We start from the raw sequence: 16,889 nt of genomic DNA, 5'->3' as shown, positions 1-16,889 counted from the left end.
TCCGGCGGCCCGGGCTCGACGTGGACGTCTGGACGATCATGCCGTTCAACTTCGGCGGCAACGGCGGCGGTGCCGACACCTGCGGGGGAATCCCGCAGGAGCCGTGGGAGTTCACCTCGATCCTCGCCCGGTACCAGGGCTGACGTACCGGGGCGCGGTGGCGGCCCCTCCCACGCCACCGCGCCCCTCGCCCGGAGCCGGCCGCGTTCCCGACGGCCCCGGCGCGGGGCGTGCCCTCAGCGCCCGGTCGCCAGGCTGCCGCCGCCCTCGACGCGGCCGGTCACCCGGGCTCGTACGCCCTTCTCCGCCCGTTCGGCCAGCGTCGGCCCTTCGGCGGTGGCCGTCACGTCCCCGGTGGCCTCCAGGTCGCGTACGTCCCGGCTGCCCGCCGCCAGCAGGTACCAGTCGCCCGAAGGGGCGCGCCAGTCGGTCGACGCGAGCACGTGCTGCCCGAAGCGGCTGCACGCGGCGGAGTCCTCCCCGCTGCTCTGCGCGGCGACCACGCGGCCCGGCGTCGCGGCGGAGTGGGCGGGCGGCTGCAACTGGACGACGACCTGCCCCGGCCCCCGCCAGGTGGCGGCCCTGCTGCACACCCAGTCGGCCCGGCCCGCGTCCTCGGGCAGCTTCTGCTGCGCGAACACCCAGTTGTTCACGGCCCGTACGCCCTCGCCGCGCCAGCCGTCGAGCCGGCAGGCGGACCTGGCCCAGCCGGTGAGCGCGGTACCACCGGTCGCCTCGCGCGGCTTCCGGGCCGGGGCGTCGCCGCCGGGCGGCGGGGTGTACGTCAGATGGACGGGGGTGAGGTCGCCGAGATCGGTGACGAGGAACGAGTGGTCCTCCACGATCCGCGCCGAGGACCGGAGCTGGAGCGCCGGCCAGGTGTCGCAGCCCTCGACGGGGCTCGACGGCACCGGGTCCGTGACCCCGTCGTCCGTGACGGCCAGGTCGCGGGCGGGGTCGTCGGGGCGGAGCAGGTCGCGGGTGGCGGTCTCCGCGACCCAGGGGGCGAGGAGGTAGCGGACGCCGTCGCCGCCGCGGCTGACGGCCACCGCCGCGGCGGTCGTCACGTCGGCGTCGTCGACCCGGGCGACGTCGAGGGCGGGAGGCGCGTCGGCGCCGTCCGCGGACTCGGCGTAGCGCACGACGCGTTGCCCCTCGTAGAGCATGACGACCCCGGCGCCGGAGACCTCGCCCGCGTACAGCAGCCGGGGCGGCGTGGCGGGGGGTGCGGCGGACGTGCCCGGGGTCGCGGTCACCCGGGTGTCCGGCGGCGGCGCGGCCCAGGCGGACAGCGCCCGGGCCAGCAGTTCGTCGTCGCCGGTCAGCGGGCCGCGGGCGGGCCAGGCGGTGAAGTCCACGCGTGCGGTGTCCGCCCACGCCTCCGGCGGTGCCTGCGCCAGCCGGCCGGGGTCGAGCAGCGCGGCCGGTACGGCGGCGGCCTCCCGGGCGCTGCCGGCGGTACGCTCGCCGCCGTCGTCGCCGGGCAGCACCGCGAGCCCCGCCCCGACCGCGCCGACGGCGACCGCGGCCACCAGCGCCGCCGCGAAGCGCCGCCGGCGGCGTCGGCGTACCAGGTCCGTCGGCCGCAACTGCACCGCCGTGGGGTCGAACTCGCCGGAGCGCAGCAGCGCTTCCGACTCCGGTACGGCGGTGGCGACGCTCTCCGCCGTACGCAGCGCGGCCCCCGGATCCCGTACGCCCGCCCGGCGCAGCAGGTCCCGTGCGCGGGCGGTGCCCAGACCGGCCTCCGTCAGCAGCGCGAAGGCGGCGCGCTCGGGCGCCGCCAGCCGCGCCAGCGACCGTTCGAGCCCCAGTTCGTCCGCGCCCCCGGCCGCCGTGGCCAGCCGCAGCCCCAGCACCAGGGGCAGCCCATGTCCCGCCCGCGGCCACCCCGGCCGGCGGCGTACCGCGGCGTCCCGGCGCAGCGCGTACCGCAGCACCCGCACCCGCAGTTCGTCGAGGCGGGCGTCGGTCTCCGGCTCGCGCGGCGCGGGTGCGCGCTGCGCCGGGACGCGCGCCAGGCGCCGCGACCGCCCGGCCGCGAGGGCGCGTTGCACGGCGGCGTGGGCGGTGAGGACCCGCCGGTGCCTGCCGAGGGCCGGCGGGAGCGTGAGGTAGGCGAGCCGGGCGAGCGGCGCGTAGTACGCCAGCGGCGGTGCCCCCGGGGCGGCGTCGGCTGCCCGGTCGCTGGGGCGGTCACCGTCGCGGAGGTGCGGGCGGCTGCTCGTCGGCATGGGGACCATCCACGGGGGTTCGTGCGGGCGGGGCTCGTACCGCCAAACGAACGACCCCCGGACGAGTCACGGAGCGATCCGCGCCCCGCCGGCTTCCGGCTCGCGCCGCCGCCTCACACCGTGCCGGGGACCGGGCGGCACAGCTCGGCGATCGCCGTTGCCAGCCGGGCGAGTTCGGCGTGGTCGGCCGTACGGCCGTGCAGGTGCCCGAGGCGTGCGCCCGCACCGTCCCGGGGGTCGGGCGGGGGCGCGGCGGCGGTGGTCAGGTCGGCGAGGTCGACGCCCGGCAGGTGGCGCAGGCCGTCCAGCCGCGCGGACAGGTCCTCCGGGCCGGCCGCGGGTCTCTGCCCGGTCCCGCGGGCGGGGGGCAGCAGCGTGTACTGGTACGTGACCCCCTCGAACCGCGGCGCATCCGGCACCGGCAGCCCCAGCGCGAGCCGCATCGCCGCCGCCACCAGGTCGAAGCCGGAGCCGCGCCGTACGACGTCGCCGACGAGGCCGCCGAGGCGGCCGTTGACCTCGATCAGCCGGGGCCCGTCCGCGGTGAGCTTCAGCTCCGTGTGCACGATCCCGTCGCTGATGTCCAGCGCGCCGATCGCCGCCTCGGCCAGGTCCTCCGCGCACTCCGCCAGCGGTGCGTCCAGGGTGTGCGGGACGAAGGAGCCGCGCTCCCGGAACGGCTCCACCAGGGGGAACTTCCCCGTCACACAGAGCGGTTGGCACTCCTTGCGGTGCACGGCCGTCTCCACGGAGACGTAGTCGCCCCACTGCGCCCCGGCCACCCCGGGGTCGCCCGGGAGCAGCGCCTCGACCAGCAGGTCCGCGCCGGGTGCCGCGTCCGCGCAGGCCGCGACGGCGGCGCGGGCGCCGGAGACGCTGTCGAGCCGGTGGACGAGCCGGCCGCCCGCGCCGCGCCGCGGCTTCAGCACCGCGGGCAGCCCCACCGTGTCCAGCGCGGCGTCGAGGTCGGCGGCGTCGGCCACCGGCGCGAACGGCAGGTCGTCCAGGCCCGCTTCGGCGAACGTGCGGCGCTGCTGGAGCTTGTCCACGAGCCGGCCGGTGACCGCCGGGGTGTGCCAGTACGGGATGCCGAGCGCCGCCGCGATCGCGGAGGTGAGCTCCATCCGGTGCTCGCTGAACGTCAGCAGCCCGTCGGGTACGAACACGGCGACCGCCCGCGCCGCGTCCTGCGCGTCGAGCCCGGTGATGTCGCACAGCGCGAACCGCCGCGTCAGCACCGGCAGCAGCTCCCGTACGTGCTCGGAGGCCCGGTCCACGACGAGGAACAGCTCCGCCCCGCAGAAGCGGGCGGCGGCCGCGACCTCCGCGGCACCGGCCGAGCCCGCGTCGTACAGGACGCCCACCGTCCGCTCCCCGCCCACCGTGCCCACGCCGTCTCCTGGCGGATACGGGACGGACTGGGGCACCGGGCCCGTCCCGCCCCGCGCCACCCGCACCTACCCGCCGTCCCCGGCGCGCCCGCCGGCCCTCGCGGCCGGCGCGACGGCGGTGACGAGCAGGCCGCTGCGGCACAGCCAGCGCCCGTTCATGTGCGCCAGCGAGATGCCGTCGACGGTGGGTGCGGGGACCAGGATCCGGGCGGTGAAGGTCCCCTTCGCGGGGTCGACGTCGATACGGGCCTCGTCGAAGTCCAGCTCCCTCGCGGTCAGCGGGTACCAGACCTTGAAGACCGACTCCTTGGCGCTGAACAGCAGCCGGTCCCAGCAGATCCCGGACGTGCCGCGCATCCGGGCGCGTACCTGCTCCTGCTCCTCCGGCAGCCCGATGGCCTCCAGGAGGCCGTCTTTCAGCGGCTCGTTGGGCTCGGCGTCGATGCCGATGCCGAGTACGTCGCCGCGGCGGGCGACGGCGGCGGCTCGGTACCCGGCGCAGTGCGTCATGGAGCCGACGATCCCGGCGGGCCACTGCGGCGCGCCGCGGCGGCCCGGGAGCAGGGGGGCGGGCTCGACGCCGAGCGTGCCCAGGGCGCGGCGCGCGCACTGCCGTACGGTGGCGAACTCCGCCTGCCGGTGCGGTACGGCCCGGGCGACTGCCTGCGCCTCCTCGGGGTACAGCCGCTCCGCGGGCGGCTCGGGCGGGTCGGTGAACGCCTCGGCCGCGGTCACCTCGCCGGGCAGTAACTCCTGGAGCAGCCGGGCCCGTTCGGGGGCCGTCGCGAGCTCCTTGGGCCGCCGCCCCGCCGGAGCGGGAGCCGCCGACGACGGCGGCAGGACCGTGCGCAGCAGTTCGCGCGGCGGCCGGCGCTTCCACTCCCGCGGGTAGCCGAGCGAGACCTCGGTGAACTTGACCCCGTCGTACCAGGTGACGCGGGGGATGTGGAGGTGGCCGTAGACGACGGCGGCGGCGCGGAAGCGGCGGTGCCAGTCGGCGGTGAGCGTCGTGCCGCACCACTGCGCGAACTCCGGGTAGCGCAGGATGTCGGTCGGCTGGCGCACCAGCGGCCAGTGGTTGACCAGCACCGTGCGGTGCGCCGGGTCGGCGGCCGCGAGCCGCCGCTCGGTCAGGGCCACCCGCTCCCGGCACCAGGCGTCCCGGGAGGCGTGCGGGTCGGGGTGCAGGAAGTACTCGTCGGTGCAGACCACGCCGGCCTCGTGGGCCAGGCGCAGCGACTCCTCCTTGGTCGCCGCGCCGGGGACGCGGAAGGAGTAGTCGTAGAGCACGAACAGCGGCGCGATCGTCACCGGGCCGCCCTCGCCGTGCCACACGGGGTACGGGTCCTCGGGCGTCACGACGCCGAGGCCGCGGCACAGCTCGACCAGGTGCCGGTAGCGCTCCTCGCCGCGCAGGGTGACCGGGTCGTCGGGGTGGGTCCACAGCTCGTGGTTGCCCGGCACCCAGACGACCTTGGCGAACCGCTCGGCGAGCAGCCCGAGGGTCCATTCGATGTCCGACACGCGCTCGCCGACGTCGCCGGCGACGATCAGCCAGTCGCCGGGCGCGGTGGGGCGCAGCCCGGCGGTGATGTCGCGGTTCTCTTGGTAGGCGACGTGCAGGTCGCTGACGGCCAGCAGTCTTCCGTGCATCAGGGCCATTCGATCATTCGGCGGCGGCGGATCGGGTGGTGTCAAGGGCGCGACGGCGGCTTCCGTACGGCAGCCGCACGCCGGGCGCGTGCCGACAGGTTGGTGCCCGTACCTAAATTCCCGCCAAAAGGCGGCTGACCGGCGCTTTCGCAGCGGCAAAGGCGCGCCGCGGCGGGGGAGTTGCGGGCGCGGCGGGCGCCGCGCCAGACTGGATCCTCAACGTCCGTTGAACAGAAGTGTTCTGTTTGCGAATGACAGGGAGCAGATCGTGACCACACCGGCCGCAGGGTCCCCCCACGGCGCGGCGCCGGCCCAGGTGCCGACGCAAGCGTCCCCGGAAGCGCCGGACGCCGGCGGCTCCGGCGGCAACTACGGCGTGCTGTTCGGCCCCGTCGTCGTCGGGGTCTTCCTCGTCCTCGCCTTCGCCGGGCTGATGATCCCCGGGCTGCGCAACCCCGCCCCCAGCGACATGCCGCTCGGCCTGGCGGGCCCGGGACCCGCCGTCGCGCAGGTCGAGGCACAGCTCGATGCGGCCGCCCCCGGCGCGTTCGAGGTCAAGCGGTACGCGGACGAGGCCGAGGCCCGCACCGCCCTGCGCGATCAGGACGTGCTCGGCGCCATCGTCGTCGGCCCGTCGCCGAAGCAGCCGCCCGGCCTGCTCGTCGCCAGTGCCGCGGGCGACGCCCCGACGACCGCCGCCACCACCGCGTACGAGCAACTGACCGCGCAGCTCGGCACCCCGCAGAAGGTCGACGACGTCGCCCCGCTGCCGGAGAAGGACTCCCGCGGCGTCAGCGCCGTGCTGCTGTGCGTCGCCCTCACCATCGGCGCGCTGATCTTCCAGCTCGTGCTGAGCCTGGCCGCCGCCCACGTCGGGGCACCCAGGCGCTGGCTGTCCTGCCTCTGCTACGCGGTCGTCGCCGGCGCGGCCGGGGCGCTCTTCGCCGGGCCCGTCACCGGCACCCTGGACGGCCACTTCCTCGAACTGCTGGGCGTCGCCACGCTGCTGTCGCTGACCGTCGTCGGCGTCGTCGCCGCGTGCCAGGCGCTGCTGGGCGCGCTGGGCATCGCCGTCGGCGCGCTGCTCGTCCTCCCCCTCGGCCTCGCCTCCTCCGGCGGCGTCGTCGACCCGCACTTCCAGCCCGCCTTCTACGGTGCCGTCTCGGAGTACCTGCCCATGGGCAGCACCGTCTCGCTGCTGCGCCGCGTGCTGTACTTCGACGGCAACGCGGCCGCAGGACCGCTGCTCACGCTGGCGCTGTGGGCGGCCGGCGCCTGGCTCGTCACGGTGGCGATGGAGCGGATCCGTCCCTTCCGCCCGCTGATGGTCATCGTGCCCGCCGCCGCCGCGGGCCCGGCCCGTACCGCCGCGGCGCGGACGGCCTGATGGCGCGGCCCCACGAGCCCGGCGGCCGGCCGGCGGACGAGCCGCCGGAAGCCGGGCAGGACCGCCGCGAGCTGATCCGGCTCGCGGCGGTCGAGCTGTTCGCGCGGCACGGCTACCGCGGCACCACAGTGCGCGCCATCGCCGAACGCGCCGGGGTCGACCCGGCGCTGGTGATGTACCACTTCGGCAGCAAGGAGAACGTCTTCTCCACGGTGATCCGGGAGACGATGCGGGCCGGGGAACTGCTGCCGGAACTGCCCCGGCTGCTCGACGAGGTCGCCGACACCGACAGCACCGACGACCCCGCCGTGGACGGCAAGTGCCCCGGCGGGCCGGGCAGCCGGCTGCTGCGCGGCTTCCTCACCCGCTGGGAGGACGCCGCCACCCGCCCCTCGCTCCTCGTGGTCTTCCGCTCCGCGATGGAGCACCCCGAGGCGTCGCAGCTCTTCCGCGAGGTCGCCGGCGGCGAACTGCTGCTGCCCATCGCCCGCCGCATCCCCGCGCCCGACCCCGAACTGCGCGCGGCGCTGGTCGCCTCGCTGCTCGTCGGGCTGGTCACCGGGCGCTACGTGGTGCCGATCGAACCGCTGGCCGGGATGGAGCTGGACACCGTCGTCGGGCTCTACGGCCCGTACGCCGACGACATGCTGCTCGGCCGGCTCGGCGGCTCCCCGCCGCCCGGCCGGCCCGACGCCTGACCCCGCGGAGCACGTCGGAGGCTCCGCGGGGTCAGGCGCGTCGTTGAGGGGGTGGTCCGGCCGGGGCGGCGTCTCGTCAGTGGCTCGTCGGCAGCGTGCCGCTGACGAGCGCGTCCACCACGTGACGCCGCTGGAGCTTGCCGCTCGGGGTCTTCGGCAGCGTGCCCCGCGGCACCACCTCCACCCGGTCGGGGCGCAGCCCCGTCTCGGCGGAGACCGCCTGGATGACGCCCTCGCGGATCTGGGCGACGGCCTCGGCGTCCGCGTGGCTCTTCGACTCCACCACCAGCACCAGCGCCTCCGTGCTGCGCTCCTCGTCGGGGCAGCCCACGGCGGCGATGGAGTTCGCCCGCAGCCCCTCCACCGCGGCGGCGGCCGACTCGAAGGCGTACGGGTGGTAGTTGGAGCCGGCGATGATGACGACGTCCTTGATGCGGCCGGTGACGTAGGTCTGCCCGGCGTCGGTGAAGCCCTGGTCGCCGGTGTTCAGCCAGCCGTCCTCGCCCAGGACCTTCGCGGTCTCCTCGGGCTGGCGGTAGTAGCCGGACATCATCGAGGCGGTACGCAGCAGGATGGTGCCCTGCTTGCGGTCCGGCAGGTCGGCGCCCGCGTCGTCCACGACGCGCAGCTCCATGCCCGTCAGCGGGGTGCCGGAGGAGACCAGCTCCTGCGCGTCGGCGGCGCCCGGCTCGGCCTCCACGACCTCGCCGTCGGCGGCCAGCCGGTCCCGGCTGACGGTGAGGGTGGTCAGCGGCTCGCCGGGCACGCACATGGTCGCGGCGAGGGTGATCTCCGCCATGCCGTAGCAGGGCATCATCGAACGCTCGCCATAGCCGTACGGGGCCATGCGCTCGGCGAACAGCCGCAGCGTGTTCGCCTGGACGACCTCCGCGCCGTTGCCCGCGACCCGCCAGGCGCTCAGGTCGAGGCCCGCCAGCTTGGCGTCCGGGATGTTCGAGGCGCACATGCGGTACGCGAAGTTGGGCGCCGAGGTGAACGTGCCCCGGTAGCGGTGCATGGCCCACAGCCACCGCTCGGGCCGCACCGCGAACGACAGCGGCGGCATGCTCGCCACCGGCAGTCCGTGCAGCAGCGGCGCGAGGTTCAGCCCGATCAGGCCCATGTCGTGGTGCATGGGCAGCCAGCTCACGATCAGGTCGCCGGCGCGGTAGGCGTGCTCGCCGATGGCCGCGGCGTTCGCGAAGATCGACTCGTGGGTCAGGGTCACGCCCCGGCTGTCGCCGGTGGTGCCGGAGGTGAACTGCAGCAGCGCGATGTCGTCGGGCTTGGCCTGGGCGGCGGCCAGGTCGAGGCCGCCTTCGAACGGCGGCTCGACGATCGCGACGCCGGCCTCCTTGCACGGCTCCGTCACCGCGTCCAGGAACTCCGGCGCGACGACCACGGCGCGCGGCTCGGCGCGGCTGATCAGCAGCCGCAGCCGGTCGGCCCAGCGCTGCCGGCGCATCGTCGCCAGCGGCGGCTCGCTGACGAACGGGATGGCGCCCAGCAGGAAGCAGCCGTGCAGCGTGGCGTACGCGTCGGCGCTGGTGTCCATGCAGACGCCGACGCGGTCACCGCGCCGTACGCCGTGCTCCGCGAGGGTCGTCGCGGCGGCACCCGCGCGCTCGGCCAGCTCCGCCGCGGTCAGCCGTACGGGATCGCCGGAGCCCTCGACGTACGCCAGCGGACGGTCGGGGTCGCTGTCCGCGAGGTCGAGCAGCGCCGCGCCTATCGTGGCGGCCGTCGTCATCGCGACCGGACCCGGATCCGTCTCCGGCTGAAATCCCGCGCGGTCGGCGTGGATTTCCTCGGTCGAAACGGCAATTGTCATTCCATACCCCCGAATTGACTGCCGCGGTCGCGGCATGAAATGGGTTGGCTGAGGTAAGGTCATGATGGGCGGCGGGCAACGGCGGCGTCAAGTCGGGTAATTCCAGGTCGCGGCTTTAGCGGGCCGCTAGGCGGTCCTTAGTCGGCAAGGCCACGATGGACTCGCCAGAATAGTGCTGCGCGGCCAGGACGCGTAGCCGTAAAGTCCCCGCGGTCCCGTACCGGGATTTCACAGACGCATACTGAAGGAACGACTGGACATGTTTGCGCTCGCATTCCCAGGCCAGGGTTCGCAGCACAAAGGGATGGGTGCGCAGCTCTTCGGCAGGTTCCCGGAGGAAGTCGCCCGCGCGGACGAGATACTCGGCTATTCCATCGAGGAGCTGTGCCGCGACGACGTCGAAGGCCGGCTGCAGAACACCGAGTACACGCAGCCCGCGCTCTTCGTCGTCAACGCGCTGAGCCACCTGGCCCACCGCGCCGAAGGCGGCGCCGAGCCCGCCTATTTCGCGGGGCACAGCCTCGGCGAGTACAACGCCCTGCACGCCGCGGGCGCGTTCGATTTCGCCACCGGGCTGCGGCTGGTCGCCAAGCGCGGCGAACTGATGTCGCGGGTCGCGGACGGCGGCATGGCCGCCGTCGTCGGGCTGAGCGCGGAACAGGTCGCGGAACTCCTGGGCCGGCCGGGCCTGGAGAACCTGTCGATCGCCAACTACAACAACCCGACGCAGATCGTCGTCGCGGGACCGCGCGAGGACGTGGCGGGCGCCCGCGCCGTCTTCGAGGAGGCCGGCGCCGGCCTGTTCACCGTGCTGCGCGTCAGCGGCGCATTCCATTCCCCGTACATGTCGGCGATCCAGGGCGAGTTCGCCGAGTTCCTGAACGGATTCACGCTCGCGCCGCCCGCCGTGCCCGTCATCTCGAACGTGACCGCCCTGCCGTACGAGGACGACGTCGCCGCCGCGCTGGTACGGCAACTCGACCACCCGGTGCGGTGGACCGACACCGTCCGCTACCTCATCGCGCAGGGCGTGTCCGACATCAAGCCCGTGGGCCCCGGCCGCGCCATGCGCGGGCTGATCAAGGCCACGCGGCGCGACGAGGAGCGCCGCGCCCAGGAGGAGCGGGAAGCGCGGGAAGCGGCGGAGGAAGCCGCACAGACCGCCACGGCGCCCGCCTCCGGCGGCGAACTGCGCCTGCGCCGCCCCGAGCGCGACCGTACGAGCCCCGAGGGCACCCCCGCCGTCCAACTGCACCAGGCGCTCCTGAAGGACCTGCGCACCACCGTCGCACAGGTGCTGAAGGTCGAACCCGCCGTCGTGCGCAGCGAGACGGAGCTGAGCGAGCTGGGCTTCGACTCGATCCGGCTGATCGAGTTCGCCGACCTGCTCCGCCGCGACCTCGGCGTCGACCTCACGCCCTCGGTGTTCTTCGAGCACTTCACCCTGGAGGCGTTCGCGCGCCACCTGCTCACCGAGCACCACGACCTCGTCTCCGCCCGCTACCCCGACGCCGGCGACGACACCCCCCGCACCGGCCCCCGCGGCGCGGGACGCGCCCAGGACGACGGCCCGCTACCGGACCCGTACCCCGTCGCCGTCGTCGGCCTCAGCGCCGTACTGCCCGGCGCGGCGGACCTGGAGGGCTTCTGGCAGCGCCTGCTGGCCGGCGACGAACTCGTCACCCCGGTCCCCGAGGGCCGCTGGCGCGACTGGGCGGGCGCGGAGCGCGCGGCCCGCGCGCACGGCGCGTTCCTCGACGAAGTCGACTCCTTCGACTGCTCGTTCTTCGGCATCTCGCCGCACGAGGCCGAGCTGATGGACCCGCACCAGCGGCTCTTCCTGCAGACCGTGTGGAAGGCCGTCGAGGACTCCGGCCGCCGCCCCGACGCCCTCGCGGGCAGCCGCACCGGCCTGTTCGTCGGGCTCAGCTCCATGGACTACGCGGAGGTGCTGGGCCACAGCGCCGCCGGGCCCCAGGCGCACACCGCCACCGGGCTCTCCCACGCCGTGCTGCCCAACCGGGTGTCGTACCAGCTCGATCTGCGCGGCCCCAGCGAGGCGATCGACACCGCCTGCTCGTCGTCGCTCGTCGCGGTCCACCGCGCGGTCCGCAGCCTGCGTACCGGCGAGTGCGGGCTCGCCATCGCCGGCGGCGTGAACCTCATGCTCAGCCCCACCCCGTTCGAGTGCTTCGAGCTGGCGGGGATGCTCGCCCCGGACGGCCGCTGCAAGACCTTCGACCAGTCCGCCGACGGGTACGTACGCGGCGAGGGCGTCGTCGCCGTCGTGCTCAAGCCGCTGGCCGCCGCCGAGGCCGACGGCGACCACATCCACGCCGTGATCCGCGGCAGCGCCGTCGGCCACTCCGGCCGCGCCGCCTCGCTCACCGCGCCCAGCCCCGAGGCGCAGGCCGACGTCATCGTCGACGCCTGGCGCGCCGCGGGCCTCGACCCGGCGACCGCCACCCACGTGGAGACCCACGGCACCGGCACCAGCCTCGGCGACCCCATCGAGATCGAGGGCCTGAAGCAGGCGTTCGCCCGCCTCTACGCCGCCTGGGGCCACGACGCCCCCGCCGGGCCGCACATCACCCTCGGCTCGGTCAAGACCGCCATCGGCCACCTGGAGGCGGCGGCCGGTCTGGCCGGCCTGGTCACGATGGTGCAGGCGCTGCGGTACGGGAAGCTGCCCGCCCTGCGCCACTTCGAGAAGCTGAACCCGTACATCCGCCTGGACGGCAGCCCCTTCTGCATCGGCGACCGCGCCGGCGACTGGCCGCGGCACGCCGCTCCCGAAAGGCCCGCCACCCCGCGCCGCTGCGGCGTCAGCTCCTTCGGCTTCGGCGGCAGCAACGCGCACGTCGTGCTGGAGGAGTACGAGCGCGAGCCCGCCGCCGAGGAGGCGCCGAGCGCCCCGCTGCTGATCCCGCTGTCGGCCCGTACGCCCGACGCGCTGCGCGACTACGCCCGCGAGCTGGTCCGCCACCTCGACCTGCACGCGCCCGCCGAGGGCACCGCCGACTTCGCCCTCACCGCGCTCGCCGACACCCTGCAGCTCGGCCGGGAGCCGATGGCGGCCCGCCTCGCGGTGGTCGCGGAGGACGCCGACGAACTGTACGACGCGCTGGTGCACTTCCTGCGCGGCGAGGACCAGGGCGACACCTGGTGGAGCGGGCAGGCCACCGGCGCCGCGGACCTCTCGCGCGCGCTGCTCGCCGGGCCCGAGGGCAACACGTACCTCGACGCGCTCGCCACCGCGGGCAAGACCGCGGCCCTCGCCCGGCTCTGGGCGGCCGGTGCGGACTTCGACTGGGCACTGCTGCGCGGCGGCAGGACCGTACGCCGCACGCCGCTGCCGACCTACCCCTTCGAGCGCCGCCCGATCCGCCCGCAGGACCTCGTGCCGCACGTCCTGCTGACTCCCGGCCGGGCGCAGCCTGCCCTTGCCGCCGCGCCCGCGCCCCCGGCCCTTGCCGCCGCCCCCGCGCCCGCCGCGCTGCCGAGCGGCGCGGGCGCCGCGCAGGAGGCCGTGCTGGGCCATCTCGTGGGGCTCTTCGCCGAGGAGCTGAAGTGGCGGCCGGAGGAGATCGACCCGCGGGCCGGCTTCGACGACCTGGGCCTCAGCTCCCTGCTGGTGGAGAAGCTGCGCAGGCGGCTCGAGGAGCACTACGGGCCGGTCGACAGCGCCACGCTCTTCACGTACAAGAACCTCGACGCGCTCGCGCGCCACATGGCGGGGCGCGTACGCACCCTGCCCGCCGCGGCGCCCGCACCGGCTGCCGTGCAGCCCGCCGCCGTCCGGCCCGCCGCCGTGCAGCCCGCGGCCGCGGACGCCGGCACCGCGGACATCGCCATCGTCGGCATCAGCGGCCGCTACCCCAAGGCCCCCACCCTGGCCGACTTCTGGGACCGGCTGCTGGCCGGCGACGACTGCGTGGACGAGATCCCCCTCGACCGCCCCGGCTACCGCCGCTACGCGGAGCTGGCGCGCGAGAAGTTCGGCGACCAGTGGCCGCGCTGGGGTGGCTTCCTGGACGACGTCGACGCCTTCGACCCGCAGTTCTTCCACATCTCGCCGCGCGACGCCCGGCTGCTCGACCCGCAGGAGCGGCTCTTCCTCACCACCGCGTGGGAGACGCTGGAGGACGCCGGCTACACCCCCGCCTCGCTGGCCGACCCCGAACTCGGCGACGAGCGCGGCTCGGTGGGCGTCTTCGCCGGGGTGACGTACAACAACTACCAGATGTTCGCGGGCGGCGACCTGGACGAGGGCGTCTGGCGGATCGTCGGCTCGCAGACCTTCTCCGTCGCCAACCGCATCTCCCACCTGCTCAACCTCGGCGGCCCCAGCCTGACCCTGGACACCGCCTGCTCCTCCTCCCTCTACGCCATCCACCTGGCCGTCGCCGCGATCCGCCGCGGCGAGTGCGCCATGGCGCTGGCCGGCGGGGTGAACCTGTCGCTGCACCCGAGCAAGTACGTGATGCTCGCCGAGGCCGGGTTCCTCGCCGAAGACGGCCGGTGCCGCGCCTTCGCCGAGGGCGGCACCGGCTACGTACCGGCCGAGGCGGTCGGCGCGGTGCTCCTCAAGCCGCTGGACCGGGCGCTGGCCGACGGCGACCGGATCCACGCCGTCATCAAGGGCTCCGCGGTCAACAGCGACGGCCGCACGTACGGTTACGGCGTCCCCAACCCCGTCGCGCAGGCCGAGCTGGTCCGCGCCGCGCTCGCCGACGCCGGCGTCGACGCCGGCTCCATCGGCTACGTCGAGGCCCACGGCACCGGCACCAGCCTCGGCGACCCCATCGAGGTCCGCGGCCTGACCGAGGCGTACGCGGACGCAGCCGCCCCGCACCGCCGCGACGGCCGCCCGGCCTGCGCCATCGGCTCGGTTAAGGCCACCATGGGCCACGCCGAGGCGGCGGCCGGCATCGCCCAGGTCACCAAGGTGGTGCTGCAGTTGCGGCACGGCACGCTCGTGCCCTCCCTGCTGCACACCCCCGAGCTCAACCCGAACCTCGACCTCGACAGCACGCCGTTCGCCGTGCAGCGCGAGACCGCCCCCTGGGAGCCGCCGGTGCTGCCCGGCCCCGGCGGGTCGGCCGCCGGGCCGCGCCGCGCGGGCGTCAGCTCCTTCGGCGCGGGCGGCGTCAACGTCCACCTGATCCTGGAGGAGGCCCCGGCCCGCCCCGCCCCGGCCGCCGCGGGCGCCGGCCGGCCGCTGGTGTTCCCGCTGTCGGCCCGTACGCCGGAGAACCTGCGCGCGTACGCGGCCCGCATGGCGGCGTTCCTGCGAGCGCTGCCCGCGGAGCCCGGCGCCGGCGACCCGGAGGCGCCGCGGGCCGCCGACGTCGCGTACACGCTCCAGCACGGCAGAGAGCCGATGGAGTACCGCGCCGCGTTCGCGGCCCGCACCCTCGCCGAGGCCGCCGAGGGCTTCGCGCGCGTCGCCGCAGGCGACGACGGTGACGCGAGCGTCAGCACCGGCCGCCGCCCCGGCCGTTCGGGCGCCGCGCCCGCGGTCCCCGCCGACGCCGCACCGGAGCAGGCCGCCGCGCTGTGGGCGGCGGGCGGCGACGCGGACTGGGCGGCCCGGCCCACCGGCGGGCGCCGGGTGTCGCTGCCGACGTACCCCTTCTCGCAGGAGCGCTACTGGCTGGAGCCGAGCGCCACGAACTCGGTACGGCCGACCGCACCGGCCGTGCCGATCCCCGTCCCCGCGCCGCGGACCGCCCCGGAGGCGACGGCCGCCGCGGCGCCCCCCGCGGCGCGGGCGGCGGCCGACGCGACGGACCTGCTCGCGTCGCTGGCCGCCGCGCCCGCGAGCGAGCGCCACACCGCGCTGGCCACGCGGATGCAGCAGACGCTCGGCGAGCTGCTGGAGTTCCCGCCCGGCAGCCCGCCGGACCGGCAGCGCGGCTTCTTCGAGCTGGGCATGGACTCGGTGATGGCCGTCCGCCTCGGCAACGTGCTCGAAGAGGCACTGGGCCTGGTCCTGTACGCCGGGGTCGTCTTCGACTACCCGTCCATCGACGAGCTGGCCACCTACCTGCTGGACGAGCTGAGCCTCGACGACGCGCCCGCCCCGGCGGCACCGGAACCCGCCGTGCAGGCACCGGAGTCGGCGCCCGACGGCGCCCTTCAGGTCGTGCACTACACCGCCGGCTGGGAGCCGGCCGCCGCCCCCGAGGGCCCCGCCTCCTGGCTCACCGGACCCGTGCTCGTCTTCGACGACGACGGAGCCCTCACCGAGCGGGTACGCGAGCGCCACTCCGGCGCCGCGCCCGTCGTCGGCGTCCGGCCCGGCGAGGCGTACGAGGTGGCCGGCGACGGCCGTACCGTACGAGCCGGATCCGCCCAGGACCACGCCGCGCTGCTTGCGGGGCTCGACGCCCCGCCGGTCACCGTGCTGCACGCGTGGAGCGACCCGCGCACCAGCCTCACCTCCGTCTTCCACCTCAGCCAGGCCCTCCTGCGGCAGGGCCTGCGCGCCCCCGTGCGGCTGCTGCGCGTCGCCGCCCACGCCGACGGCGGGCCCGACCCGCTCGCGGAGGCGTTCGGCGGCTTCGCCCGCAGCGTCGACCACGAGAACCCGCGGCTCGTCCAGCAGGCCGTCGCCGTACGCACCGCCGCGGGCGAGGACCCGGCCGCCGCGCTGCTGCGCGCCTGCGAGGCCGAACTCGCCGCGGACGCCCGCGCCGACGCCGAGGTCCGCCACGACGCGGACGGCCGCCGGGTGCGCAGGCTCCGCGAGCTGCCCGCGGCGCGCCCCGACGCGCAGGGAGGCGTCGCGGTCCGGCCGGGCGGCACGTACGTCATCACCGGCGGCGGAGGCGGCCTCGGCCTGCTCTTCGCCGAACACCTCGCCCGCCAGGCCCGGGTGAACCTGCTGCTCGTCGGCCGCTCGCCGCTCACCGGAGAGCGCCAGGAGGCGCTGGAGCGCATCCGCGCCCTCGGCGCCGACGTCCGCTACGAGCGCGCCGACGTCGCCGACCGCGGCGACGTCGAGTGGATCCTGGCCGCCGCCCGCAACCGCTGGGGCAGCGTGCACGGCGTCATCCACTCCGCGGGCGTGCTGCGCGACGGGCTGCTGCCCAACAAGACCGCCGACGAGATCGACCTGGTCCTCGCCGGCAAGGTCGACGGCGCCGTCCACTTCGACGCCGAGACGGCCGCGGACGACCTCGACTTCTTCATGGTCTTCTCGTCCCTCGCCGCGCTCGCGGGCAACCCCGGCCAGGTCGACTACGCCTACGCGAGCCGCTTCCTGAACGCCTTCAGCCGCCGCCGCGAGGAGCTGCGCGCCGCCGGCGAGCGGTCCGGCGCGAGCATCGCGCTCGTCTGGCCGTTCTGGCGCGACGGCGGCATGCGCGTCGACGAGTCGACGGAGGGCTTCGTACGCCGCCGCCTGGGCCTGACGCCGCTGGAGAACGCGGTCGGGGTGGAGGCGTTCGATGCGGCGCTGCGGCACGCCGCGCCGGAGTTCGGCGTCGTGCACGCAGAACGCGACAAGCTGCAGCGCGTGCTGCGCATCGAGCCGCCGGCCGCCGGGCCCGCGGCACCTGAACCCGCGGCAGCCACCAAGGCCGGCGGCAAGCCGGCCGCCGCGAAGGGCGATTCGACGGTCGAGATAGAGCTGAAGGGCGTCCTGACCGAGCTGGGGCTCTAGCCCACGGCCCGCGGGGGAGAGGAAAC

The 16,889-nt window shown here is 75.7% G+C and carries 8 protein-coding genes and 1 pseudogene; 4 read left to right on the top strand and 5 right to left on the bottom strand.

Annotated features, from left to right (window positions below; genetic code table 11):
• Window positions 1-20: 20 nt before the first annotated feature.
• Entirely contained in the window at window positions 21-143 is a 123-nt protein-coding gene (locus ACFYVJ_RS26320) for a hypothetical protein (protein ID WP_388896120.1), read from the top strand.
• A 93-nt stretch (window positions 144-236) separates the two neighbouring features.
• Here ACFYVJ_RS26320 and ACFYVJ_RS26315 read toward each other — a convergent pair whose 3' ends face one another.
• The 4 genes and pseudogenes from ACFYVJ_RS26315 to ACFYVJ_RS26300 form a co-directional block, all read right to left on the bottom strand.
• Window positions 237-2,243 (bottom strand): hypothetical protein, encoded by a 2,007-nt coding sequence (locus ACFYVJ_RS26315; RefSeq protein WP_388896117.1) that lies wholly within the window; start codon window positions 2,241-2,243, stop codon window positions 237-239.
• Window positions 2,244-2,347: 104 nt separating this feature from the next.
• Window positions 2,348-3,625 carry an acetyl-CoA carboxylase biotin carboxylase subunit family protein gene (locus tag ACFYVJ_RS26310; RefSeq protein ID WP_388896114.1) on the bottom strand — a complete coding sequence of 426 codons (1,278 nt, stop codon included), beginning with the start codon at window positions 3,623-3,625 and terminating at the stop codon, window positions 2,348-2,350.
• Between the two features lie 66 nt (window positions 3,626-3,691).
• The gene (locus tag ACFYVJ_RS26305) at window positions 3,692-4,360 is read right to left on the bottom strand and encodes a 4'-phosphopantetheinyl transferase (RefSeq protein ID WP_388896379.1); all 669 of its coding nucleotides are present in this window, start codon (window positions 4,358-4,360) and stop codon (window positions 3,692-3,694) included.
• Between the two features lie 78 nt (window positions 4,361-4,438).
• Window positions 4,439-5,287 (bottom strand): annotated as a pseudogene (locus tag ACFYVJ_RS26300) (metallophosphoesterase family protein); the annotation flags it as partial.
• 259 nt (window positions 5,288-5,546) lie between these two features.
• On the opposite strand from ACFYVJ_RS26300, the gene ACFYVJ_RS26295 reads away from it, so the two are divergent.
• Together ACFYVJ_RS26295 and ACFYVJ_RS26290 are read left to right on the top strand one after the other, a co-directional pair.
• Complete coding sequence (locus ACFYVJ_RS26295) at window positions 5,547-6,665, top strand: hypothetical protein (protein ID WP_388896111.1); 1,119 nt, start codon at window positions 5,547-5,549, stop codon at window positions 6,663-6,665.
• Window positions 6,665-7,363 carry a TetR family transcriptional regulator gene (locus ACFYVJ_RS26290; RefSeq protein WP_388896108.1) on the top strand — a complete coding sequence of 233 codons (699 nt, stop codon included), beginning with the start codon at window positions 6,665-6,667 and terminating at the stop codon, window positions 7,361-7,363. The genes ACFYVJ_RS26295 and ACFYVJ_RS26290 overlap by 1 nt, the downstream gene beginning before the upstream one ends.
• A gap of 76 nt (window positions 7,364-7,439) precedes the next feature.
• Here ACFYVJ_RS26290 and ACFYVJ_RS26285 read toward each other — a convergent pair whose 3' ends face one another.
• Entirely contained in the window at window positions 7,440-9,194 is a 1,755-nt protein-coding gene (locus ACFYVJ_RS26285) for a fatty acyl-AMP ligase (RefSeq protein WP_388896105.1), read from the bottom strand.
• A gap of 259 nt (window positions 9,195-9,453) precedes the next feature.
• On the opposite strand from ACFYVJ_RS26285, the gene fabD reads away from it, so the two are divergent.
• Window positions 9,454-16,863, top strand: coding sequence for an ACP S-malonyltransferase (fabD, locus tag ACFYVJ_RS26280; RefSeq protein ID WP_388896102.1), 7,410 nt, complete (start codon window positions 9,454-9,456; stop codon window positions 16,861-16,863).
• Window positions 16,864-16,889 lie beyond the last annotated feature (26 nt).

The sequence above is a fragment of the Streptomyces sp. NPDC004134 genome (assembly GCF_042874195.1).
In the GTDB taxonomy this organism is placed as follows: Bacteria; Actinomycetota; Actinomycetes; order Streptomycetales; family Streptomycetaceae; genus Streptomyces.
Note: the sequence above shows the minus strand (reverse complement) of the source record. Positions and strands in the feature narration are given on the sequence as shown.

Coding starts and splice junctions, on each gene's coding strand:
- ACFYVJ_RS26285 (WP_388896105.1), bottom strand. CDS start 9,194: ATGACAATTGCCGTTTCGACCGAGGAAATCCACGCCGACCGCGCGGGA.
- fabD (WP_388896102.1), top strand. CDS start 9,454: ATGTTTGCGCTCGCATTCCCAGGCCAGGGTTCGCAGCACAAAGGGATG.
- ACFYVJ_RS26290 (WP_388896108.1), top strand. CDS start 6,665: ATGGCGCGGCCCCACGAGCCCGGCGGCCGGCCGGCGGACGAGCCGCCG.
- ACFYVJ_RS26315 (WP_388896117.1), bottom strand. CDS start 2,243: ATGGTCCCCATGCCGACGAGCAGCCGCCCGCACCTCCGCGACGGTGAC.